The sequence below is a fragment of the Paenibacillus sp. GM1FR genome, from assembly GCF_002803315.1.
In the GTDB taxonomy this organism is placed as follows: Bacteria; Bacillota; Bacilli; order Paenibacillales; family Paenibacillaceae; genus Paenibacillus; species Paenibacillus amylolyticus.
In genome coordinates this window covers 61981-84805 of sequence record NZ_MKZL01000007.1, presented here as the reverse complement: position 1 = coordinate 84805, position 22825 = coordinate 61981, and the positions used below count along the sequence as shown (strand labels likewise).

22 protein-coding genes and 1 pseudogene are annotated in these 22825 nt (G+C 47.3%); 18 read left to right on the top strand and 5 right to left on the bottom strand.

From position 1 onward, the window contains the following. Positions 1 to 59: 59 nt before the first annotated feature. The 5 genes and pseudogenes from PAEAM_RS04470 (at position 60) to PAEAM_RS04450 (ending at position 3567) form a co-directional block, all read left to right on the top strand. A complete protein-coding gene (locus PAEAM_RS04470) occupies positions 60 to 305 on the top strand; it encodes an AbrB/MazE/SpoVT family DNA-binding domain-containing protein (protein WP_415841529.1) in 246 nt (81 codons plus the stop codon). Beyond that, a pseudogene (locus PAEAM_RS04465) lies at positions 302 to 617 on the top strand (type II toxin-antitoxin system death-on-curing family toxin). The gene PAEAM_RS04470 and the pseudogene PAEAM_RS04465 overlap by 4 nt, the downstream one beginning before the upstream one ends. A gap of 290 nt (positions 618 to 907) precedes the next feature. Continuing rightward, positions 908 to 1639, top strand: a complete 732-nt coding sequence (locus tag PAEAM_RS04460) for an ABC transporter ATP-binding protein (protein ID WP_100526796.1) — start codon at positions 908 to 910, stop codon at positions 1637 to 1639. A 21-nt stretch (positions 1640 to 1660) separates the two neighbouring features. Then, a complete protein-coding gene (locus PAEAM_RS04455) occupies positions 1661 to 2908 on the top strand; it encodes an ABC transporter permease (protein ID WP_100526795.1) in 1248 nt (415 codons plus the stop codon). Positions 2909 to 3183: 275 nt separating this feature from the next. Next, the gene (locus PAEAM_RS04450; RefSeq protein WP_100526794.1) at positions 3184 to 3567 is read left to right on the top strand and encodes a hypothetical protein; all 384 of its coding nucleotides are present in this window, start codon (positions 3184 to 3186) and stop codon (positions 3565 to 3567) included. 322 nt (positions 3568 to 3889) lie between these two features. Here PAEAM_RS04450 and PAEAM_RS04445 read toward each other — a convergent pair whose 3' ends face one another. Further along, a complete protein-coding gene (locus tag PAEAM_RS04445) occupies positions 3890 to 5158 on the bottom strand; it encodes a BaiN/RdsA family NAD(P)/FAD-dependent oxidoreductase (protein ID WP_100526793.1) in 1269 nt (422 codons plus the stop codon). Positions 5159 to 5353: 195 nt separating this feature from the next. Between PAEAM_RS04445 and PAEAM_RS04440 the strand changes: the two genes are divergently transcribed. The 3 genes from PAEAM_RS04440 to nadE all read left to right on the top strand — a co-directional run bounded on the left by PAEAM_RS04440 (position 5354) and on the right by nadE (position 8653). Beyond that, a complete protein-coding gene (locus PAEAM_RS04440; RefSeq protein ID WP_165789830.1) occupies positions 5354 to 7048 on the top strand; it encodes a two-component system sensor histidine kinase NtrB in 1695 nt (564 codons plus the stop codon). A 221-nt stretch (positions 7049 to 7269) separates the two neighbouring features. Then, entirely contained in the window at positions 7270 to 7704 is a 435-nt protein-coding gene (locus PAEAM_RS04435) for a BrxA/BrxB family bacilliredoxin (protein ID WP_017690788.1), read from the top strand. Positions 7705 to 7843: 139 nt separating this feature from the next. Further along, positions 7844 to 8653, top strand: coding sequence for an ammonia-dependent NAD(+) synthetase (gene nadE, locus PAEAM_RS04430; protein WP_036614145.1), 810 nt, complete (start codon positions 7844 to 7846; stop codon positions 8651 to 8653). A 126-nt stretch (positions 8654 to 8779) separates the two neighbouring features. On the opposite strand, the gene PAEAM_RS04425 is transcribed toward nadE, so the two are convergent. Beyond that, positions 8780 to 9595: an alpha/beta hydrolase family protein gene (locus PAEAM_RS04425; protein WP_100526791.1), complete on the bottom strand. Its 816-nt coding sequence runs from the start codon at positions 9593 to 9595 to the stop codon at positions 8780 to 8782. 250 nt (positions 9596 to 9845) lie between these two features. On the opposite strand from PAEAM_RS04425, the gene acpS reads away from it, so the two are divergent. Both acpS and mutY read left to right on the top strand, forming a co-directional pair. Beyond that, positions 9846 to 10244 (top strand): holo-ACP synthase, encoded by a 399-nt coding sequence (acpS, locus tag PAEAM_RS04420; RefSeq protein ID WP_036614140.1) that lies wholly within the window; start codon positions 9846 to 9848, stop codon positions 10242 to 10244. A gap of 29 nt (positions 10245 to 10273) precedes the next feature. Beyond that, a complete protein-coding gene (mutY, locus tag PAEAM_RS04415; RefSeq protein ID WP_100526790.1) occupies positions 10274 to 11647 on the top strand; it encodes an A/G-specific adenine glycosylase in 1374 nt (457 codons plus the stop codon). A 316-nt stretch (positions 11648 to 11963) separates the two neighbouring features. Here mutY and PAEAM_RS04410 read toward each other — a convergent pair whose 3' ends face one another. Then, a complete protein-coding gene (locus tag PAEAM_RS04410; protein ID WP_036614138.1) occupies positions 11964 to 12575 on the bottom strand; it encodes a superoxide dismutase in 612 nt (203 codons plus the stop codon). Positions 12576 to 12995: 420 nt separating this feature from the next. Between PAEAM_RS04410 and PAEAM_RS04405 the strand changes: the two genes are divergently transcribed. The 8 genes from PAEAM_RS04405 to PAEAM_RS04370 all read left to right on the top strand — a co-directional run bounded on the left by PAEAM_RS04405 (position 12996) and on the right by PAEAM_RS04370 (position 19870). Beyond that, on the top strand, positions 12996 to 13421 hold the full coding sequence (locus PAEAM_RS04405) for a GNAT family N-acetyltransferase (protein WP_017690782.1): 426 nt from the start codon (positions 12996 to 12998) through the stop codon (positions 13419 to 13421). Positions 13422 to 13767: 346 nt separating this feature from the next. Further along, positions 13768 to 14352 (top strand): signal peptidase I, encoded by a 585-nt coding sequence (gene lepB / locus PAEAM_RS04400; RefSeq protein WP_100526822.1) that lies wholly within the window; start codon positions 13768 to 13770, stop codon positions 14350 to 14352. 171 nt (positions 14353 to 14523) lie between these two features. After that, a complete protein-coding gene (queG, locus tag PAEAM_RS04395; protein ID WP_100526789.1) occupies positions 14524 to 16404 on the top strand; it encodes a tRNA epoxyqueuosine(34) reductase QueG in 1881 nt (626 codons plus the stop codon). Positions 16405 to 16424: 20 nt separating this feature from the next. Continuing rightward, positions 16425 to 17456, top strand: coding sequence for an HD-GYP domain-containing protein (locus tag PAEAM_RS04390; protein WP_017690779.1), 1032 nt, complete (start codon positions 16425 to 16427; stop codon positions 17454 to 17456). Positions 17457 to 17621: 165 nt separating this feature from the next. Continuing rightward, positions 17622 to 17885, top strand: coding sequence for a YneF family protein (locus tag PAEAM_RS04385; protein WP_017690778.1), 264 nt, complete (start codon positions 17622 to 17624; stop codon positions 17883 to 17885). A gap of 52 nt (positions 17886 to 17937) precedes the next feature. Further along, the gene (folE, locus tag PAEAM_RS04380; RefSeq protein ID WP_100526788.1) at positions 17938 to 18531 is read left to right on the top strand and encodes a GTP cyclohydrolase I FolE; all 594 of its coding nucleotides are present in this window, start codon (positions 17938 to 17940) and stop codon (positions 18529 to 18531) included. Positions 18532 to 18720: 189 nt separating this feature from the next. Continuing rightward, positions 18721 to 19575 carry a lipoate--protein ligase family protein gene (locus PAEAM_RS04375; RefSeq protein ID WP_100526787.1) on the top strand — a complete coding sequence of 285 codons (855 nt, stop codon included), beginning with the start codon at positions 18721 to 18723 and terminating at the stop codon, positions 19573 to 19575. Positions 19576 to 19645: 70 nt separating this feature from the next. Further along, complete coding sequence (locus PAEAM_RS04370; protein WP_036614132.1) at positions 19646 to 19870, top strand: hypothetical protein; 225 nt, start codon at positions 19646 to 19648, stop codon at positions 19868 to 19870. A 147-nt stretch (positions 19871 to 20017) separates the two neighbouring features. Here the strand turns inward: PAEAM_RS04370 and PAEAM_RS04365 are convergent, their stop codons facing one another. Together PAEAM_RS04365 and PAEAM_RS04360 are read right to left on the bottom strand one after the other, a co-directional pair. Next, complete coding sequence (locus PAEAM_RS04365; protein WP_100526786.1) at positions 20018 to 21298, bottom strand: Fe-Mn family superoxide dismutase; 1281 nt, start codon at positions 21296 to 21298, stop codon at positions 20018 to 20020. A gap of 149 nt (positions 21299 to 21447) precedes the next feature. Next, complete coding sequence (locus tag PAEAM_RS04360; RefSeq protein WP_076329855.1) at positions 21448 to 22473, bottom strand: alpha/beta hydrolase; 1026 nt, start codon at positions 22471 to 22473, stop codon at positions 21448 to 21450. Between the last annotated feature and the right edge of the window lie 352 nt (positions 22474 to 22825).

The window sequence follows — 22825 nt, the reverse complement described above, 5'->3', positions numbered from 1 at the left end:
TAATTGTTATACCAATTAAGTATAACTAGAGGTAGTAATGAATGAATAGGGTGAGTAAGATGGAACGAAAAGTAACGAAATTCGGTAATAGTCTTGGATTAACAATGACAGATGCCTTCAAACAAATTGGTCTTGAGCAAGGCGATATGGTTCAAATCGAGGTAAATCAGTCTAATGGGGAGATTATTATTAAAAAGGCTACAAAAGTTAATTTGCCTAACGGAATCAGTAGTGATTTTATGGATACATTGGCTGATGTGATAGGTGAATATGATCAAACATTGAAGGGTCTCAAGGATAGGTGAGTATGACCCGGTATTTGAGTATTCAAGAGGTTATTGCGATCAACGTAGCTGCAGATTGGAATTAAAGATTCTGGTCTGCTTGAATCTGCTGCAATCTTTCAATCTTTGGGCCAAAACCAACCTTTCCATAATGCTAATAAAAGAACGGCTTTTACCGCATTGGTAATCTTTCTGCGTTATAACAATGTGTATCTTAAAATGGATCAAACGTTTGCTGAGGACTTTACTGTTGATATGGTGAACCACAAGTTCACATTTGAACAATTAGTCTCAATTATTCGTACATACTGTGTTACTGAAAATGAAATATAATAGTAAGCAATAAGTCATTCATTACTATGATTTATTGCTTTATTTTTTTAAGAAAAGAACAACGTTCAAATAATCAAACACGCAGCCCGAAATATATATTTACACGATAACGTAGAGGACAGAAAGAACCTGAAGAAGCGAAGCGTTCGCCTTTATCCCCCGATTTTAACATTTGTGATATTGATTCAAAAAATCGGGGGATAACAGTGATCGGAAGGTTGTTCTGTCATCGGAGTGGCAAGTGTAAATAGTCTTTAGTTCAAGCCCGAATCAGAACAGGAGTGTTCAATATGAAGATAGAGCATGAAGGTACAGCCATACAGGAGTCCATATTGGACGTACATATTACAGAGGCAGGATACGGGCCGGGACAATCGACCATTCGCAATATTCGAATGAATGTGGCGCGAGGAGAGCTGGTAGGTATTATCGGACCCAATGGTGCGGGCAAAAGTACCACAATCAAAACGCTTCTTGGTCTGCTGGAACATGCGAACTATGAAGTGACGATTGGGGGAGATGGTCGTTATGCCTATATCCCGGAGCAACCGGTTTTTTATGAATATATGACCCTATGGGAACATCTTGATCTGGCCGCAGCGGCGTATGAAATGGAGGAAGAAGCTTTTATTGCCAGAGCGGAGGAACTGTTGATTCGTTTCGGTATGGACCATGTTCGGAATGATCTTCCAGCCAGTTTCTCAAAGGGCATGCGGCAGAAAATGATGCTGATGATCGGATTCCTGTCTTCACCGGATATCTATATTGTGGACGAGCCGTTCATCGGACTGGACCCTCGTGCAACCAAGGATTTTCTAAAATTACTGGATGATGAACGTCGCCGTGGTGCGGGTGTGCTCATGTCTACGCATGTGCTGGATACCGCTGAACGAATCTGTGATCGGTTTATTCTGATTGCTTCGGGCAGATCTGCTGCCGAGGGAACATTGGATGAGATCCGTGAAGTGGCAGGATTGCCGGAAGCCTCTTTGTTTGACTGTTTTGATGTACTGACGTCTTAGATAGAGAGAGGGTGAGAGAGAATGGAAACTTCCCAGCGTTATACCCCACTTCGTTTATACAGACGAAGACGCAAAGAGCATTTCAAGGAACAGATGAAAAATCTCAGACTCGTCGTGGATTGGACAGTGTGGGTATACCTGCTTGTTCCGGGTCTGCTCTATCTGATTGGATGGTACACGAGTCTGTGGACCAAACCGCTGCCTGCATGGGCGACAGGATTACCGCTCCCCGTACTGACTGGGCTGATCGACGTGGTTATGCTTACTGGGGGTGTGTTGATATTTGTGGAGGAAGCGGATGTATTGTTTTTGAAATCAAGACCGTTGTGGATGCGCACGTTAATGAGGCAAGGGCTCTACCGGTCCTGTCTGCAACATCTGGGCAAAATGATCCTGATTACAGCGCTGACCGCTCCCCTGTGGTCCCGTGTATATGAGATGTCGAATCTCCAGATTGCACTTATGGCTGTCTGGTTTGGTGCAGTAGCTTCATTCCAAGCCATAACACTACATATCACAAAGGTTCGACATACAGGATGGCGACGCTGGATTCAGATGATCCCTCTCGTCATAGGCATAGGATATATGACCATTAATACGACATCATGGATGCATGGACAGACGTGGAAAATCAGTTTTGGAATCGTAATTATCATGCTTTTTCTGATTACAGTTGGACAGATGAGGCTGTTGATGAAGGGAACATTTGAAGGGGATGTGCGGGAGGATCTGCGGAGCAGGCTGCAGCTTACAGCTCTAATGTTAAGCCGGGCGGTGAGCAAGCCGAAAGCCCCACGAACACGGTCCATCATCTTCCGTAAACCGCGTAAACTGTTACGTAATCGTTCCATCGCGAATCGGACAGCGGAGATTGCATTCAAGGCATTTTTCAGGAACTCGGCCACGATGAAATTGTATCTGCAGCTTGGCGGACTATCCATCGCAGCAGTTGCATTGCCACCTTTTCCGGTCAATATCATTGTGTGTGCGTTATTAATCATCATGCTGACGGTGATGTTTTATCGTTCCTGGGATGTTTTTGCCACGTCCGACTATGTTCAGCTCATAACGTATGACTCGGAGGCGCTGCATCTTGCAGGTTCAATGATGGTTCGGATGTTGTTTGTCCCGATTGGTATTCTTATGGGATTCACGCTGGGATTCGCTTGGCTCGGCTGGATCGTCGGTATTCTGACAGCTGCAGGTGCGGTGGCCTTCGGACTATGTGTGTTATCAATTGCCGGATGGGTTCGGCTGACCCGGGCCTAGGACGTGTCTCAAAAACTCGCTGAAGTTCATCTTTTACCGCCTTTTCGCCCCATGCTGTGTCACTTTCCCTTGACGTGCCCCGGCACGCCTGCGGAAAACTTCCTTGCTTGGAACGAAAATTCGGCAAAATCTGATTCCTTCGGAGTTTTCAGACACGCCCTAAAGGAATTCCTTTCTAATTCGGAGCATATCGTGCGCTAGTTCTGCCCATGCTATAGAAGAAGAATCTCATCTATGGATGATGAGAGATTAGCTGTAGCAAGGAGGAAGAGACGATGATGGATAATAGCGAACTACAGGTGCATTTTTCAGACGATTCAGCGTTGAATGCCGCCAGGGCAACCTTGGAGGAATTGGGATATAAGCCGTATCAGTCCGGCCCGCTGGAATTGTACATCCCTACAGATCGCCAAGATCCTCAGTCTGCCGTAGAGATTGTACAATCTCATGGAGGAAGTGCCGTATTTGCCTCACAGACGGAAGAACTGGATCAGTTTCAGAATATATCGATTCCGGCTCATCTCGTGAACGAAGATTGGAATGAGGGTTATGCAAACGTAAACCAGGGAAGCCAGGCTGAGCAAGGCAGACATAACTATAGCGATGACCCGACATACGATGATTCGGCTGATGGATTTTCAGGCAGTGTGAAAGCATAGAAGTATCACATTCTAAGCAGTTCGAGCCAATTTTTCTAAAATGGAACAATACCCAAAAACCCCGATCGTCCACAGATGTGGATATCGGGGTTTTTGGCATCTGAGCTAATTCATTATCGGGTTAAAAGGTGTAATACCTAGTAGTGAGAGTTCAAAAGTTCGGTTTTCAGTACCGAGAAGATGGAATGAAGATAGAAATGGAGTAGCGGAGCGTAGGAAAACTACGTGAGCAACGGACATTTCGGCTGAATTTCATATTCGATGCTGATGATGCCATTAGGCATGATTCGTAATCAAAAGCGGACTTTTTGAACAACCTCTATTATGATGTAACGTGTTTATATTCAGCCGCATGCATACCAGCCGTGTATCCTGTGGAGAATGCAGCGGTGATATTATACCCTCCGGTGTAGCCGTGAATATCCAAAACTTCACCGCAAAAGAATAGTCCAGGCAGCAGCTTGGATTCCATTGTTTTTGGGTATATCTCCTTTAAGTGGATTCCTCCCCCAGTAACAAAGGCTTCTTTAAGTGATCTCGTTCCGTCTGCACGGAAGCTAAAAGCTTTCATTAGCCCACACAAGTTGCTTAACATACCTTTGGGAAAATGGTGGAACGTGAGGTCATCGCTGATCTCTGCCCGTTTCATCATTAAGGGAATCATACGTTCAGGAACCCATGTTTTTAAAATGTTTTTGACAGCCTTGCGGGACTCTTGTTCCAATACCTGTTGCACCTGTGCTTCCAAGGCACCTGGGGACAGCTCCGGGAACAGATCAATACTCATAATGACCTGTGGGTTTCCAGACTTCATCTGAACCTTGCGGATAAATTGGCTGCAGCGCAGTGCAACCGGTCCTGACACGCCAAAATGCGTGAAGATCATATCCCCGCGATGAGAGATGACTGTTTTTCCTTTGGCATCTACTACGGATAGAGCGATATCCCTTAAAGACAAACCTTGCAGTTCTTTGGACTGAATCCAACTCTCTCCAGACACAATGGGCACTTCGGTCGGATATAACTCCGTTATCGTGTGACCCGCAGCCTCAGCCCAAGGATAACCATCTCCGGTAGATCCCGTTTGGGGTACGGACTTGCCGCCGGTAGCGATGATGACAGAGCGCCCAAGAATGGTTTTACCGGATATCAATTTAACACCTTGTATCTGCTGACCATTCTGAATAATTTCCTTGACCGGTTCTTTGGTGCGAATCTCAACGCCGAGGGAGACAATCTTGCCAACCAGCGCATCCACAACTGTTTTCGCTTTATCGGTTACAGGGAACATTCTGCCGTTGTCTTCTTCTTTCAGGGCAATTCCGAGATTCTCGAAGAAACGCATGATTCCCTGGTTGTCCAGATTTTGAAACGAACTATATAAAAAGCGTCCATTACCCGGAATATGTCGGATGAGTTCATCCGTTTCCTTGGCATTGGTTACATTGCATCGACCTCCGCCAGAGATACCGAGTTTACGACCCAGTTGATCTCCTTTATCCAGCAGAAGCACGGAGGCTCCGTGCTCGGCAGCAGCAACGCAAGCCATCAGGCCCGCAGATCCACCACCAATTACAATGACATCATACATATGTTATTACCCTCTTTTTTCATTGATTTTGTCTGTTTTACGAAAAATGTGTCTACTCCTGGCTTTTTCTGAAATATAATGGAGTTATGAGCAGTTCTATTGTGCAGTCTTAAGGGATATATTGTAATATACTGTCGCCTATGTTTTAATCAGAAATACATGAGGGAATGTGCAGGCAGAGGAGGAGATGGCATTGTGGTTGCGTTAAAGGACATGCTTTTACAAGTACTGCTGGCAGGGTCGGCGGTATTTCTGATTCCCTTATTCCGTCTGGTACTCTCCAAGCGGGTTATTGCCAGAATGGAACATGCCGGAATCGTTCATACCAGTTTTGCTGTGACAAGTGTCGCGAGCATGTTATTGTGTCTGCTGTTTGCGCTCTATGCAAGCCCGGTGGCCGTACCCATATCATTAAGCATCGTACCTGTGATACTTGTTATTTTGTATTGTAAGTCCGCTATAGGCGTAACGCTGTCCATTCTACATATTCTCTTCTATTTTCTTTTTGCGCATCCCTATGATCTGTACGGATTTCTCCTTCATACGGGCATTCTTCTCTATCCTATTGTATGGTTGTCTGCCAAACGATTCAAGCATAATACACCTTCACGCAAAATGGCGATCCTCATCATCCTGATTACAATGGAACTGGTTGTAACGAGTCTGTTATGGATCGCATCCCTCCAGAATGAATCCACTTACTCTGCGACCTACATGATACTTACAGCACTTGGATATACCGCTGGAGCCATTGTTGCGGGTAGTCTGAGTCTGCTATGGCTGGAACGGATGAAGCACTATCGTGGGCTGGAGCAGCATCTCTCGGAAGTCCACCACCGATACATAGCTGAAACGGAGAAACTTCATCAGATTCTAAATGCAGTGCCTCTCTCCATTGCCACCGTAGATAAACAAGGCACAGTCATGTTTGTCAATGAGATGATGGAGCAAACCGCAAGGGAGCAGTTACCTTGTACCTCCACACCTGATCTCATTGGACAGCCTGCCAGTCAATTTGTTGAACAAGGTCAGGCGGATAAGATGGATAAAAGCATTCGCAGAGCCGTCGTTCATGGTGAGATTAGTGGGTTGACCGTTCGTTACGGTGCACATGTATTTCAGTCCCGAACCGTACCGATTTATGCCTTTTCAACAGAGTCTGCGAGAGAAGTTACAGGAGCCATGCTGATCATCCAGGATATCACGGAGCTTGAGATGTTGCGAAATGAACTGGATAATGTGGACCGTCTCAGTCTGGTGGGGCAGATGGCTGCAAGCATTACGCATGAGGTGCGTAATCCAATGGCGGTTGTGCGGGGGTTTCTTCAACTCATGCAGGAAAAGAGTCCTGATTCCCTCGATCACTATTACCGGATCGTTCTGGAAGAGCTGGACCGGGCCAACAGTATCATTAATGATTTCTTGTCTTTGGCTCAGAATCGTATTGCCGAGAAAGAAGAATCCCAGCTGCACGATATCATCCATGAACTCAGTCCGTTGTTATGGGCGGATGCGAACCTGCGTGGTCAGAGTATAGAACTCATGTTGGCCCATAATGTGCCAAAGCTGCATCTCAATTCTAAGGAAATCAAACAGGTGGTGTTGAACCTGGCCCGTAACGGGATGGAAGCCATGAATGAGAAGGGTGTGCTTACGCTGGAGACGCGGATAGTGGATGATAAGGTGGAACTGTGTGTACGTGACACAGGACCTGGTCTACCCAGAGTGAAGAAGGAAAAGCTGTTTGAACCTTTCTATACGACAAAAGCCAAGGGAACCGGACTTGGATTGTCCATGTGCCTGAGTATTGTGGAACGACATAATGGAACCATTACTGTGGAATCAGAGGAAGGCCAGGGCACAACCTTCAAAGTGGCATTTGAACGTTAGTCATTCAGCATATTTTGCCAGACATTGAGACATAATATTATGGAAGAAGCCTTTCCGCAGGCGGTTTCTGAATCTTGCTTTCATTGCTTATGGATGTATAATAGGAATAGCACATCATTACATCCATAATGTTCGATATGAATGTAACGTTGTTTTGGAGAGTAATTGGCCTTTAATTCTATCGAGATCATAGAACAACCATTTATAAGGAGTGAAACCGAATGTCGATGTCATTTGATCAATACATGAAAGATATGGTTCAACCGATGCGGGATGATTTAACTCGTCTAGGAATCCAGGAGTTGCGTACTCCTGAAGAAGTGGAAGCAAGTCTTCCGGATGCAAAAGGAACAGCGCTGGTTGTCATTAACTCTGTATGCGGATGTGCCGCAGGTCAATGTCGCCCAGGTGTGTCCCAAGCACTGCAGCACGATATTACACCGGATCATCTGTACACTGTATTTGCTGGTCAGGACAAAGAAGCAACTGCAAAAGCACGTGAATTCTTTGCACCGTATCCTCCATCTTCACCGTCCATCGCTCTGATGAAAGACGGAGAACTCGTTCACTTTATCGAGCGTCATCAAGTGGAAGACCGTTCTGCAGAGGATATTGCGGCTGATCTCAAAAGTGCATTTGACCGTTACTGCCGTTAATTCGCTCCAATAGAACGCCCCGCCCTTCGGATCACCGATGCCGGGGCGTTTCATTTTGGATAGATAAGGTTATTGATCCATTCGGACCTTTCAAGCTGGACATCAAATTTCATTCATTTAGAAACGGGGTGTGTGAACGATGAGTTTGCAACAACAGATCATCGCTGAATTGAAGGTTAAACCAAGCATTAATGAAGAAGAGGAAGTACGCAAGCGTGTTGATTTTCTGAAGACGTATGTGAAAAATGCGGGTGCCAAGGGTTTGCTGATTGCGATCAGCGGCGGTATTGACAGTGCAGTGGCTACGGCGCTTTGCAAAAGAGCGACGGACGAGCTCACGCAAGAGAACAACCAAGAGTACAAAACGCTTGGTGTGTTCCAACCTTATGGTGAACAATCCGATATCGACCACAGCTACGCTGTAGCCAAAGCATACGATCTGAAGCATGTCGTGGAAACCAATATCGAAGATGCAGTTAACGAGATTGCGCTGGAAGTGGAGCAAGGTTTCAAATCCTTGGGTAGCCCACGTCATATGACTCACCAAGGCAAAGGTAATGTAAAGGCGAGAACTCGTATGGTTATGCAATATGCGCTTTCGTTTGAAGAGAACCTGCTCGTTGTAGGTACGGATCACGCTTCTGAAGCCATTACAGGCTTCTATACCAAATGGGGCGACGGTGCTGTGGATATCACGCCACTGAGCACCCTGAACAAACGTCAGGTACGCCAGTTGGCAGCATATCTGAACGTTCCACAGGCTGTTTTGGACAAAGCACCATCGGCAGGGCTATGGGAAGGTCAGACGGACGAAGATGAGCTGGGAATTTCGTATGAAGCGAACAGCGACTATCTCGAAGGCAAACAGATCGATCCGGCTGCACAAGAGCGCCTCGAAGCGTTCTATACGCGTACACATCACAAACGCAATGCCATTCCTGGTATCTAATACGGGTGGGTGAGCATGCTCGTTATATAGGGAATGCAAAAAGAGTCACTGCGTGAGCAGTGACTCTTTTTGTTATGTGGAACGAGAAACCGCAAAAATCCAGGTGACTACTATATTAAAGATGAGTTAGCTATTCCAGTCTTTGATCTGTTGCAGGGTTTGGGTGATGGCTTGTTCCAGTTGTGGAGTGGTTTCTTTAAATGGATGTACCGTATTAAAGGTGTGGTTCCCTTCAGGTATCTGGTGCCATGGGATATCAGGGCGTGCTTGAACCAGTGCGGCTGAACCGTCCCGCAGACGCTGGGGATCTTCTGTTCCCTGAATGAGTGCGACTCGCAAAGTTGAAGAAGCCAAGCGGTCAAGGATAGCGTAACGTTTGCTATGCTTGTCCAGGTCTTCCAGAATAGCCACGTCCAGTGGCATCTGCTGGCCTGTTCGTCCGTTAACGACATGGCTGCGGCCATGTGTACGCATTTCTTCTTTTTGCTCCGCTGTGAAGAGATCCAGATTGGTTACGCCATTCCAGGAGATGACACCTGCCACCTGCTCGGGATGATCCAGTGCATAGACGAGACTTATGCCCGCACCGCGGCTATGGCCAACCAGGTATACAGGAAGTCCACTGAGTTCAGGTTGTGTAGCCACATGTTCCAATACCAGGGCCAGATCGGCAAGCTCCCGGCTGTAGGTATTCACTGCGAACTTTTCAAGTTCAGAGAATTGCTCCAGATATTCGCCGATACCGTTGTGAGAGAAATTAAAGGTAAGCACATGATGCGTCTGGCTTAGCTGTGCAGCTGCATAGGGGAACATGCCCCAGTCTTTGAAGCCTTTGTATCCGTGAGCCAGAATGATGACACCTTGAGCAGGTTGTTGTGCAGGGAAAAAGTCTCCGCGAATGATCGCATCTACGTCAGTGGGCAATTCAAAAGTTATGGGCATTATTCAGACCTCCTAAGAATTTCAGACGATTCCTGATTCATATTTTAGCATATATGGTAATGCGGATAGGTACTCGCTTCTGATCGTCCCTCCTGCTACAATAGAATACGTGTTCGGAGAGTTACGGATCATGTGATTGAATGGAGATCTTTTACAATGAAGGTTCAAAAAGAGCGGTTTTCAGTACCAAGAAGATGGAACTTTTTGAATAACCTCTTACAGTATAAAAGATTAAGCGGGTGAAGCGTTGATGATATATGGCATAGGTAATGATGTGCTGGAGATTGGACGTATGCGGAAGCTACTGTCCGGTCGCCATGCGGAAGCTTTCATAAAACGAATTTTAACGCCAGCAGAGCGGGAGATCGCAGTTCGTCGAGGGAAGCGGATGACGGAGTTTGTATCCGGTCGATTTGCAGCGAAAGAAGCGGTGTCTAAGGCATTTGGCTGCGGTATTGGTGGTGTCATGGGCTTCACTGACATTGAGGTGCTACCTGATGGGACAGGACGTCCAGTGGCCTCGCTGTCCAGTCAAGCCTGGGAACGTCTGCAGTTGCCATATGATAAGCAATATGACATTCATTTGAGTATTACACATCAGACGGAATTGGCAGCGGCCTTTGCGATCGTGGAGCAGATGGAAAAGTAGTTAGCTTGGCAATAGGAGAGGACGGAAATATGGGTTTACAGGAACAGAAACAACATTTCAGCGTGAATTTGCTGGACTGGTATATGATCAACCGACGGGATTTGCCGTGGCGTCGCCACAACAATCCGTATTTCACATGGGTGTCGGAGATTATGCTTCAGCAGACTCGGGTAGATACGGTAATTCCGTATTTCAATCGTTTTATCGGGAATTTCCCGACCGTGCAGGCGTTGGCGGAGGCACCTGAAGAAGACGTCTTGAAAAATTGGGAGGGACTCGGTTATTACTCCCGTGCACGTAATCTTCAGGCAGCCGCCAGACAAGTCATGGAGCTGCACGGAGGCGAGATGCCGCAGGACAAGCCGGCTGTCTTTGCATTAAAAGGGGTGGGCCCGTATACTGCCGGGGCCATTCTCAGCATTGCCTTCAATCAGCCGCAACCTGCGGTAGATGGCAATGTCATGCGGGTACTGTCCCGATACTTCCTCATCGATGAGGACATTATGAAGGGCAGCACCCGGGTGTTGATGGAAGAGCTCGCAGGAGAGCTCATTCCGGAAGGGCGGGCGCGTGATTTCAATCAGGCGCTGATGGAGCTTGGCGCGCTGGTGTGTACACCCAAAGCGCCGCACTGCCTGACTTGCCCGGTCATGGAGCAATGTTCCGGCCGCATCGCCGGAAGAGAGCTTACGCTGCCGGTCAAGACCAAGGCGAAGCCGCCGCGCCCTGAGCAGCGGCTGGTCGCGATTGTGGAGGGCCGCGGTGCTCATCGCGGCCAAGTGCTTGTGCGCCAGCGCCCAGACACGGGCCTATTGGCCCGCATGTGGGAGCTGCCGCATGTGCTCGCGGCGCCCGCCGCAGCCAGCAAGAAGGCGGCGCCGCTGGCGGATGAGCCGGCCATGGCATTGTTGGCCGGCAGTCTGTGGGCGGAAGGCTTCGCTGCCCGCCCGGAAGGGCTGGCTACCCATGCGGAGCATGTGTTCAGCCACATTGTCTGGAGCCTGCAGGTGTACAAGTGTACCGAGCAGGACCAGAGCAGTGAGCTTCCGCTGATCGCAGCGGAAGCCAGAGCCGCCTACGATGCACAGGCGGCAACAAGGGAGGGCACAGCTTCATCATCAGCTGTGTCAGCTGTGTCACCTGAGTCAGACACAATGCATTCATCGGAGCCAGGCACGCCTAATGCGCAGAACATCTCAACATCGCTTAACGATGGAGAGATGTTGGCACCATCTGATGTTAGTGACCTTGCGCTGAGCACGCCGACACTGACAGGTAAAGGCGATGGCTTGACCTACCGCTGGATCGGTCCGGAAGATATGGATAAGATGGCATTCCCGAATATCTTCCTGAAGCTGATCAGCAGTTATTTTGCTGGTGCGTATGATCAAGTGAATGATTAAATGTGGGAGCTAACGAACTCCAGAGGTCTTATAATGTGGATATACCACAATTATAAATTCTAACGAACCTGAGTGACGTTATCATAGCCAAATCAATCCAAAAGTGCGCATTAAAGCCCGTATTTGGGGAAATAGCTACTCTGAGATTCGTTAGGTTCGCGATACGATGAAATATGGGGAAATAACGTGTCCTGGGTTCGTTAGAAACAAAACACCCTTTAACTATAACTATAGCGATAGCAAAAAAGAGAGCCTGATCACGGTCACGATGACCGAATCAGGCTCTCTTTTATGTTAACTGTTCATACTAACAGTCTTATTTTGCAGAAGCGTAACGTTTGTTCACTTCATCCCAGTTGATTACATTCCAGAAAGCGGCGATGTAGTCAGGACGTTTGTTTTGGTAGTTCAGGTAGTAAGCGTGCTCCCATACATCCAGACCCAGAACCGGAGTCAGACCTTCGAAGAGAGGGCTGTCTTGGTTAGGTGTGCTAGTGATGGACAACTTGCCATCTTTACCAACTACGAGCCAAGCCCAGCCGGAACCGAAACGAGTTGTAGCTGCTTTAGCGAAATCTTCTTTGAATTTATCAAAGCCACCCAGTTCGCTATCGATAGCTGCTGCGATATCGCCTGTAGGAGCGCCGCCGCCGTTAGGTCCGATGATTTCCCAGAACAAGCTGTGGTTAGCATGTCCACCACCATTGTTGCGAACCGCTGTGCGGATGCCTTCTGGTACGCTGTCAAGGTTAGCAATCAGATCTTCCAAGCTTTTTTCTTGCAGTTCAGGAGCGCTTTCCAGAGCTGCGTTCAAGTTGGTTACATACGTATTGTGATGGCGATCGTGGTGGATTTCCATCGTTTTTGCATCGATATGTGGTTCCAGTGCGTCGTTAGCGTAAGGAAGTGCTGGTAATTGAAAAGTCATAATGAAATACCTCCTGAGATTTTTAGTTTTTTTGAAAACAGGTACATATGTAATAATACCCTTGCCACTAATATTAAACCGCATTCGAGCTAATTAAGCAACATTTTTGTTTATTAAGTCCCCCGAGGTGTTGATCTAATGATGGGCCAGAGATAACAAACATATTTTACCCTTTATGCAACTATTTATGTGTTTTCAGGTATTTAAATGGATGAAAAGTTTAATATTCGTATGTAAACGGTTACAATTAAGCGCTTTCAAAAGAAAATGCGTGTTTTATGGAGAAAAGTATGGTTTAATTGACGAAGAAGCGGTATTTTCTCGTTTTTTGTCATTATATGAACATTGGGTTTTTGGTAAAAAGGGATTCCCTTTTTGTAAAAAACCTCATCTAAGCTAACGAAAAGGGAGATTTAAGACATGCACGTTCGTTCCTTTCAGTTGAGTGATGCAAGCCAGATGACGGAGCTTCTCCAGGTTGCACTATCGGAAGAGTGTTATGAGAACACGATGGGCCCGTTTGCCCGTCAATTGTCATGGGATTCTGACCTGATCATGGTTGCGGAAGAAGAGGGAGACCTCGTCGGCGCTTTGATTGGTACGATTGATCACAACCAAGGTTGCATCTACCGTATTGCGGTACATCCAGACTATCGTCGCCGTGGAGTCGGCAAAACACTTGTCGAGGCTATGGAACAACGGTTCCAGCAGCGTAAAGTCAGCCAGGTATGGGTGGCGGGTGATGAGCACAACAAAGTAGCTATGCCTCTATATGAAGCAATGGGTTACGGTGCCAATCAGATTATGAGCGCTTTCCAGACTCTTAGTATTTTGTCCAAAGCTTAGTTTGCATGTTTAAAAAGAAATAAAAAAAAGATGTTCATTTCATATTAGGCATATCTCTTTAACGTGTAAGAACGTGAGGGATGTGCCTTTCTATTTATATGAGTGTTCTTCACGTCATATTCCTCTGGTTTCCTCATTTTCTAACATACTTCGGTGTCTCCGAATTCTATTTAAATTAACGCGACTATCCCGGTTATATTCAAGATATCCAAGGTATTGGTGCTCATAACCAATTGTTTCACTCCCTCAAATGAAGTAAACTGAAAAGGAGTATGGTCACCATGTTACAAGTTTAATTCAACTATTTAATAAATGAGGTGTCCCTTTGAATTCCAATAATCATTCAATGGAACATGTGACTTCCGAGCAACATAATGAACCGTCAAAGCCTGAACAACCGGGGAAATCCTGGGTTGTCGAGCTGTGGGACTGGGTCAAAACAATTGTTGTTGCTTTTGTAATTATGATGCTGCTGAACCTGTTTGTGTTTAATCTGTCAATGGTCAAGGGACAGTCCATGCAGCCGACACTGGTTGAGCGAGATCGCCTTTTCGTCAACAAAATCGTATACCATCTGGGTACTCCTTCCCGATCAGATGTGATCGTACTTCGTGATCCAAGTGAAGGTGTAGAGAAGAAGGATTTTCTGGTGAAACGGATCGTTGGACTTCCGGGAGATACCATTGAAGTTAGGGATCACCATCTATATGTGAACGGCGAGCAACAAGCGGAAACGTATACCGATATTGAGGTGCAGGACCCTGATTTTGGCCCAATCACACTTGCGCCGGATCATTTCTTCGTGATGGGGGATAATCGTCATGAAGGCAAAAGTAAGGATAGCCGAGTGTTTGGCAGTATTACATCCGATCAGATTGTAGGCAAGGCTGAATTTATTTTCTGGCCGTTTTCTGAATTGAAGAAATTGTAAAATGCTTACAGGACAACAACTTCAGACTGCATTTTGCGTTAAACCATATAGACTCGTTCCGTTTGAATTCAAGTATGTAAGGCATATATAGAAATTAACGCCTGTCCTCTTACCGTGAGGCGGGCGTTCACTATTTACGGAATAAGTGTTGGAAGAAGAGAGGGAAGAGAAATGACGAGCGTACAGACCGGGGCAGCACAGGATGCCTCCGTATGGGAAAAGTTAAAACAGGAGATCAAGGCAGCTGGCCCCGGACTGGGCATTGATGATATCGGTTTTGCTTCGGCTGATCCCTTTGTTTCCCTAAAGTCGCTGTTGGAGCAGTCGCGGGATAAGGGCTATGCTTCAGGATTTGAAGAGCCGGATATTGAAAAAAGGGTGCACCCCGCCTTAAAAGACGGCGAGCCCGCTTCACTTATTGCAATAGCCGTGGCATACCCATCCAAAATGGTGAATCCGCCGAAATCGGAGCCTGGTGCGTATCGAGGCATTTTTGCCCGTTCGGCTTGGGGTCAGGATTATCATCAGGTCCTGCGTGCAGCGATGGACAAGTTGGTCAATTTTATAAAGGAACGCGTACCTGAAGCCATGATCGAAAGCATGGTAGACACCGGAGCATTGGTGGATCGTGCGGTGTCTCAGCGTGCGGGGATTGGTTTTAGCGCCAAAAACTGTGCCATTATATCACCCAAATTTGGTTCATGGATTTTTCTCGGAGAACTGGTAACAAATATTCCTTTTCAACCAGACACACCTGTGACCGAAGACTGCGGTGAATGTACAAAATGTATCGATGCCTGTCCTACAGGAGCATTAGTGGGGCCGGGGCAGTTGAATGCACAGCGCTGTATTTCTTTTGTAACCCAGACGAAAGGGTTCGTGGATGAAGAATTTATGCTGAAAATAGGCAACCGTCTGTACGGTTGTGACACGTGTCAGATTGTCTGTCCGAAGAACCGGGGCAAGAACTGGGATCACCATCCCGAGTTTCATCCCGATCCGGAGATTGTGAAGCCACTCCTACTGCCGCTGCTGGACATCGGTAACCGGGAATTCAAGGAACGTTTCGGTCAGAGTTCCGCCGCCTGGCGGGGCAAAAAGCCGATTCAACGCAACGCCGTTATTGCCCTGGGCAATTTCAAAGACAAAAGTGCTGTACCCAAACTTACAGAAGTACTAAAACGTGATCCGCGCCCCGAGTTGCGGGGAACCGCAGCCTGGGCGTTAAGCAGAATTGGAGGAGAAGACGCCATGAGAGCAATTGGGGAAGCTGCCGCTAACGAACAAGATGGGAACGTACTAAGCATGCTGCAGAAGGCCGAGGAGCGACTGAGTTCGTCCGAGACCTTACCCAAACAACCACGGGCTGGGCAAGTGAGTGAGAAGCAGCCAGAGGAACAGAACAACGAGAACAATGCCTTACGTGCGTTACAACAGGATTTGAAAATGGAAGCTGGGATTGAACCGGGTAGTGAGCAGTCTGAACAGCCTGCCAAACCGGAAGCTGCAGCATGGAAACCTTCAGCCGTTACGGGTCTTCATGGCAAGCCCGTATACTACGATGAGGTACTGACACCGATTGGTACTCTTACGTTATGCGCGACGGATGAAGGACTGTGTCACATTGATTTTGGCGCCTTCCACGTACGCGAAGCTCATCTGCAACAATGGGCCCGCATCTGGATTGGCGAGTATCGATATGAGAAGAATGAAGAGAAGCTCAGCGAAGCTGCAAAGCAGTTAACGGAGTATTTTGCAGGGGAGAGAAAAACGTTCGACTTGCAGCTTGATCGGCTTGGAACACCATTCCAGCTACAAGTATGGCGAGTTCTGTCCGATATATCTTATGGAGAGGCCTCATCACACCAACAGGTTGCGGAAATCATCGGCAGACCCAAGGCTGTTCGTGCAGTTCTGGACGCCATTAGCAAGAATCCGATTCCGATTATTATTCCCTGTCACCGTATCAGTGGTAAAGACGGTACCCTGGTGGGTTATGTAGGCGGTCTGCAAACCAAGGAGCAATTGCTCGCATTGGAGCAGCTATCGTAACGTAAGAGCGGGGGACGTTCATGAAGTATGTAAACGTGGAGAGCGTGGAAGCGGGGGAGCTTCTGGGCAAGACGGTATATTCCAGTAACGGCACGGTACTGCTGTCTGCCGGAGTCCAGCTCACCGTATATATGGTCAATACGCTGAAGCGTATTGGCGTGACCATGTTATACATCCAGGATGAAGCGTATAAAGATGTGGATGCAGAAGACATTCTGGATGAAACCACGAAACGGGCAATAATTAACGAAATGAGTGTCACACTCGAATCCATTCGATCCGGGAAAGACTGGAGTCCGAGAAAGGTTGCCCTCAGTATAGAGAAGTTGCTGAATGATGTACTGAACGGGCGTGAAATGCTTGTGCAGCTCACCGATATTCGTACCAAAGACAATGCACAGTATGTTCATGCGATGAATGTATGTTTGTTGTCTTCGGTCATCGGACTGAATATGGGACTCAATTATAATCAACTGAAGGACCTTGCTGTGGGGGCATTATTGCATGATATTGGCAAAGTGGGGGAACCTCCGGGCAGTGGCTCTGCTGCGAATTCTTCGCTGCACCACACGTGGCGTGGATTCGAAGTGATTAAGAACAAACGGGAGTTCAGTCTGTTGGTCGCTCATACAGCCCTGCAACATCATGAGCATGTAGATGGTACAGGCATGCCGAGAGGGATCAAGGGGAGTGACATTCATCTGTTTGCGAGAATCGTTAGTGTGGCTAATATCTATGATAATCTCATTAATGGTTTATCCAAGGATAGTTTGATGCCACATGAGGCCTGTGAAGAGATGATGGCGTTGTCTGGTACGAAGTTGGATCGGGACATTCTGATTGAGTTCAACAAGAGTGTATCCGTGTATCCCAATGGTACAGCGGTACGACTGTCCACCAAAGAGACTGGAGTCATTGTGCGTCAGCATCGAGGATTGCCCGGCAGACCTGTAATCAGGGTGGCGCGCGGAAGTACGCGTTATTCTCTGGATGTGGTTGAAATCGATCTGGCTCAGCATACAACCGTTTTCATTGAAGCAGTCATGACGTAGCTTGTGTGCGGTTCAACTGGAAAATCCGTTTGCTCAAGGCGGGCGGAAATGCTATGATACTTTCAGGAAATCCGCTCTGTGTCAGGTTTACAACTTATGTGTCGAACATCATGAAGTGACACAGATTATCAGGCTTTTTAGAATGCATACAGAGGTGTCTAAGAGATGGATATTGTTATACCGATTATTACATTGATTGTTGGTCTGGTCGGGGGATTTTTCATCGGGGTGTTCTACTTGCGTAAACAACTTGAGAAAATGCAAAGCAATCCGGACATGCTTCAGAAAATGGCGAAGCAAATGGGCTACAACCTGAATGGCAAGCAAATGCAGCGTGCCCAGCAGATGATGAAGAATCAGCAGCCAGGAGCGAAAATGCCTCAGCCGCAACAGCATCCTGCGCGTAAAAGTTCGGGCCGCCGAAAATAATAGCAGTGAATAACTGCTTACCTTATTGTGGTTCGAAAGGAGGCGTTTGGCAGTGGCTGGCGTTAAAGATTATTTGAATTCAAAAGTATCCGACAATCGGGAGAAGATCGAGTATCATGTAGAGCAGATCCTGAAATTGATCGGAGAAGATAGTACACGTGAAGGGCTACTTGAAACGCCTGCACGTGTGACCCGAATGTATGAAGAAATTTTTGGCGGATATGAAGTAGACCCGCGCGATGTGCTCGGTGTAACGTTTGACGAGAATCATGAAGAACTGGTTATCGTCAAGGATATTGTCTACTACAGTCAGTGTGAGCACCACATGGCGCCGTTTTTCGGCAAGGTACACATTGGGTATATACCAAGCGGCAAGATCGTTGGTCTGAGCAAAATGGCTCGTCTGGTCGAAGCAGTAACACGTCGCCTTCAAGTTCAGGAACGTATTACTTCACAGATCGCTGACATTTTGACAGAGGCTGTAGGGCCGCACGGAGTTATGGTCGTTGTGGAAGGCGAGCACTTGTGCATGTGTTCCCGCGGCGTGAAGAAACCGGGAAGCAAGACGGTAACGTCTGCTGTACGTGGTTCTTTCCGTGAGAACCCGGCACAACGTGCAGAATTCTTGTCTTTGGTGAAAGATTAAGATCAGGTATGTCCACTCGCTGGACAAGCCGGATTAGCAAGTTCCTTTGGTTTTGGAAGCAGCAGTTTCTAAGCCATAGGATGTGATATAAATAAGCCGTGTTCCCTGGGAACCGGCTTATTTATATATGCGTTGTCATTCCTATATACTGGATACATATGAATTCGTTAAGCCGGAGGTAATGGAACGATGAGTGTACCTTCCCATTCAGATCAACCGGTTCAGCCGGAAAAGGGACTACAGGCAGATCAACAGGCTACATTGTGTCTGCAAATCTGGGAGACACCACTCATGCGACAAGGTAGTAGTGTACTCGAAGCTTTTGCTTGGGAAGAAGTTATGTGCAGGCGGGTTGGGGCAGGGCATCCACCTGTTGCACATATATGGAGACACCCAGATGCCTTTGTAGCGGGTCTGCGTGACCGCAGGTTGCCACAGGCTGTAGAAGCGATGGAACAGATTAGAAGCCAAGGGACAGCGGTCTGTGTTCGGCCTTCCGGTGGAGCGGCAGTACCCTTGAACCCAGGGGTAGTTAATGTGTCGCTGATTCTGCCTAATCCCGGACATGCCATCAATATTCATGATGATTTCCGGGAGATGGCTTCGATTATTGCCGAGTCGTTAACGCCGTGGTCGAATCAGGCGCAAACTGGTGAGGTCCAGGGTGCTTTTTGCCCGGGAGATTATGATGTCAGTGTAGGTGGGCTGAAATTCTGTGGTATTGCCCAGCGCAGGCAGGCAAAGGCGTATATTATTACTGCTTTTATCATCGTGGAAGGTCAGGGAGATCAACTAGCAGCAGATGTGCGACAATTCTATCAGCATGCAGCAGGCGGGGTGAGTGAAGGATATCCCAATGTTCAGCCTGGCACGATGGCAAGTCTGAACGAATTGGCAGGTGTACCTTCAGCTGCGGCATATACTGCGGCTTTGGTTCGAACACTGCGAGATCGCTATCCACAGGCGGAGACCAGCAGGGTGCTTAGCGTTGGCTCTGAAGAAGTACGCCTGACAGCTGAGCAGATGAAACTGCGATACGATTAACACTTTTTACTAGGGCTTGGAATTGGTTAATAGAGATGATATGATGTGATTTCGGAAGGAGAGTGTTAGGATGGACACATTGAGATATACGTATTTATATGAGGTTGTATCAACAGGCGAAAAATCCGAGTTCAGCCAAATGGCAACAAGCAAGGAAGAGGCTGCTGCACTGATCGTTGCACGTATAGCCGATCTGGAGTTTACAGATGAGTCTGATATCAAGCTGGGCGATCTGATCTCCATTAGCAAACAGGTTGGCGACAACTATGTGGCGTGCGAGGGCTGTGCTTCTTAAGTGAACATTTAGAAATAGGAAGTCTCTCAAAATACAAGCAAGTCTCTTTTTACAGGAGACTTGCTTTTTTGTATACACCAAAAGAGATATCGTTCAGTCATTCGGCTGGAGATATCTCTTTTTTCTCTAATCCATCTAACCCCAATCTTAATAAGGCGGCCACAACAACTTGCGTGCTGTTTCGTAACGTTCGGCAACAGCGGGCCAGTAGACCACATTCCACCAATCCTCGATATACTTTTTGCGTTCGTTTTGATGTTTCAGATAGTAGGCGTGTTCCCACACATCCAGTGGCAGGAGCGGTACGATATCGGACTGGGACAGGTTCTGGTGTTTTTCCGCCTGCAAAATCTCCAAACGATGTGCTCTCGGGCTCCAGACAAGCATCGCCCAGCCACTGCCTTCCACCTTGTTCGCAGCTTCCGTGAATTGATTCTTAAACGCTTCATAACTTCCGAAATCTCGCTTGATTTGCTCTGCCAGCATACCGGAAGGTTTGCCGCCGCCAGCAGGATTCATAATTGTCCAGAAGATCGTATGCAGGTAGTGGCCTGCCCCGTTGAAGGCGAGTTCACGTTCCCAATGTTTGATGAGTTCAAAGTTATTCTTTTTTCGCGATTCCGCCAGCTTCTTCTCTGCTACATTTAGTCCATCCACATAAGATTGATGGTGTTTGTCATGATGGATACGCATCGTCAGCTCATCAATATGTGGCTCCAGCGCATTGTACGCATAGGGGAGAGGAGGCAGGGTGTGTCCTCCGATGGGAACCGGCTTCTCTTTTACGGGAGGTGCTGTAGAGCTGGGTGTGGCTTGTGTTGTTCCCGTAGAAGGCGGTTGAATGGTTGCGGATTGAATCTGAGCTGAACCGGCAGGTGCATTTACATTTCCCTCTGGAGAAGTTGGGGCTTCTGAAGCTTGGCGATGGATGCTTCCTGGCCCTGACGTATGCAGCGCATTTTCCAGAAAAAGTGACGGTTCCGAATCCGTTTCACGCAAGATGCCAGGTTGGCCAAGCGTATCCAATACGCCCAGAAAATACTCCGACTCGCGGATAAAATGCAGAATGAGTACTTTGGCAAGCGGAACAGCTTGCACAGCAGCACTTTGCTCCAGAAGAACATACAGCTGTTTGATGAACTCTCTCGATTGCTGCCGAGCTGCCAAAACAAGTTGATCGATACAACGAACCATGTAGGGAGCAGGTGGATGGGTTGCGGGCAATAGTTGTTTTAAAAGCTGATTGGCTACTCGCTCACTGTTTGCAAAGGTAACCTCCCATTCCTCCAGTAGCTTGACGTATGGGGGCTCCAGATCAGGAACCAGGGCACGGATGACGAGTGTATGTTCTTTCTCCTGCTCTTTCCAGAAACGGATTTCCTCCAATGTCCGCAGAGGCAGCAGGTGACCATATCCATACCAGTTCATCTATGTTGAACCTCCTTCAGATGAAATTCATTGCATGCAGACCGTCTGTTCATGCGTCCCAAGAGTATATTCCGCGAGCTTGTTGTCCTATGAGTGCAAAAAAAAGAGCCCCTGAGGGCTCTGGAAAAAATTCGATGATTGAAATTTGGTTATTGTCCATTATTCGTGTTCTGCACATCGTCACTGCTTGTTTTCGTTACATGACTGAGGAAAGTTGAAACACGGCGCAGATATTCCTTTGGATGCTCCCGGAAGATCAACTCATGATGCGCATCCTGGACAATCCATACATCGGAGTACGGATTGGTCTGGTTGGCGGCGAGTTGCTCCGCAATTGGATAAGGCGCCTTCTCGTCCTCTGTACCATGGATGAAGAAAATCGGGAACGGATAATCTTCCTTTTTCACTTCCTGGTATGGAATCTGTTGTAATCCGGTACCATTCAGAACAGGGAACAACAGTTTCATGATCTCCAGTGTAGGCTGACGTGGCAGATCGATCTGGTTGTGAATGTTGTGGTACAGCGTATCTGGCTCCAGCAGGAACGCACTGTCCAGAATCATTGCATCCACTTCCTTCGTAATCAGTCCGGTTTGTAACGCTGTACCGGCACCCATCGAGAAGCCCCAGACAACCAGTTCCTGCGCACCACGTTGCTTGGCGAACTGGATCGCACCGAGCAGTTGCTGTGACTCAGCTTTGCCACCTGTGGCTACAGCTTTGTTCACTTGAGAAGCGAAGCCGTAATCGAACATCACCACGTTGAACCCAAGTTGATGGGCATAGTGTGCCAGGTCATACATGGGTACCCATGTTTCTTCACGATTGGCACCATAGCCGTGACTGAAAATAATCGTTTTGCTTGCAGCATTGTCAGCAGGAATATACCATCCCTGCATCGTGCGGCTGCCATCTGCTGCCGGGAACGTGATGTCTTCATACTTCATGTTCTTGGCTTGCATCGGATTGGAGAAGACAGGCGCTACCGTTGGATTGGATAATACCCATGCGATATAACCATGCAGTGCAATAAAACAAAACAGTAGAAAAAATACAACGGAGAGCAGCAACGCTACGATAATATGTTTGAACCGAATCAGCCTCGGTGATAGGGAAGAGGGCAGATCGGACACTTTTGTTTGCAGCGGGGCTTCGCTCTGGGATGATTGATACATGAATGCCCCTCCTTTGAAGTTCAGTTGAAGATAACAACGACATGAAAAGAGAATTGCGTCGATTTCAGAGCCTGCTTCAGAGCGATATCTTAATGTAATATATCTTTATCGTATGTTCCCGTATAGTCAAAGTCAATTGATTGAGGGCATTTGTTACGCAATTGTTATATAGTTCTTAAGATATATGGGTAACATTACCTTAGTGTGTAAATTACAGGGGATTAAGTCTTATAAAAAGGAAAAATTTACACGTTGGCCTATTTTGATTTTGGCTCTTTTTGGTTTACAGATGAGACCGTTTCTCATATAATTTATGTAACCAAGTTTCATGTGATGAAACATGAGGAGGGCA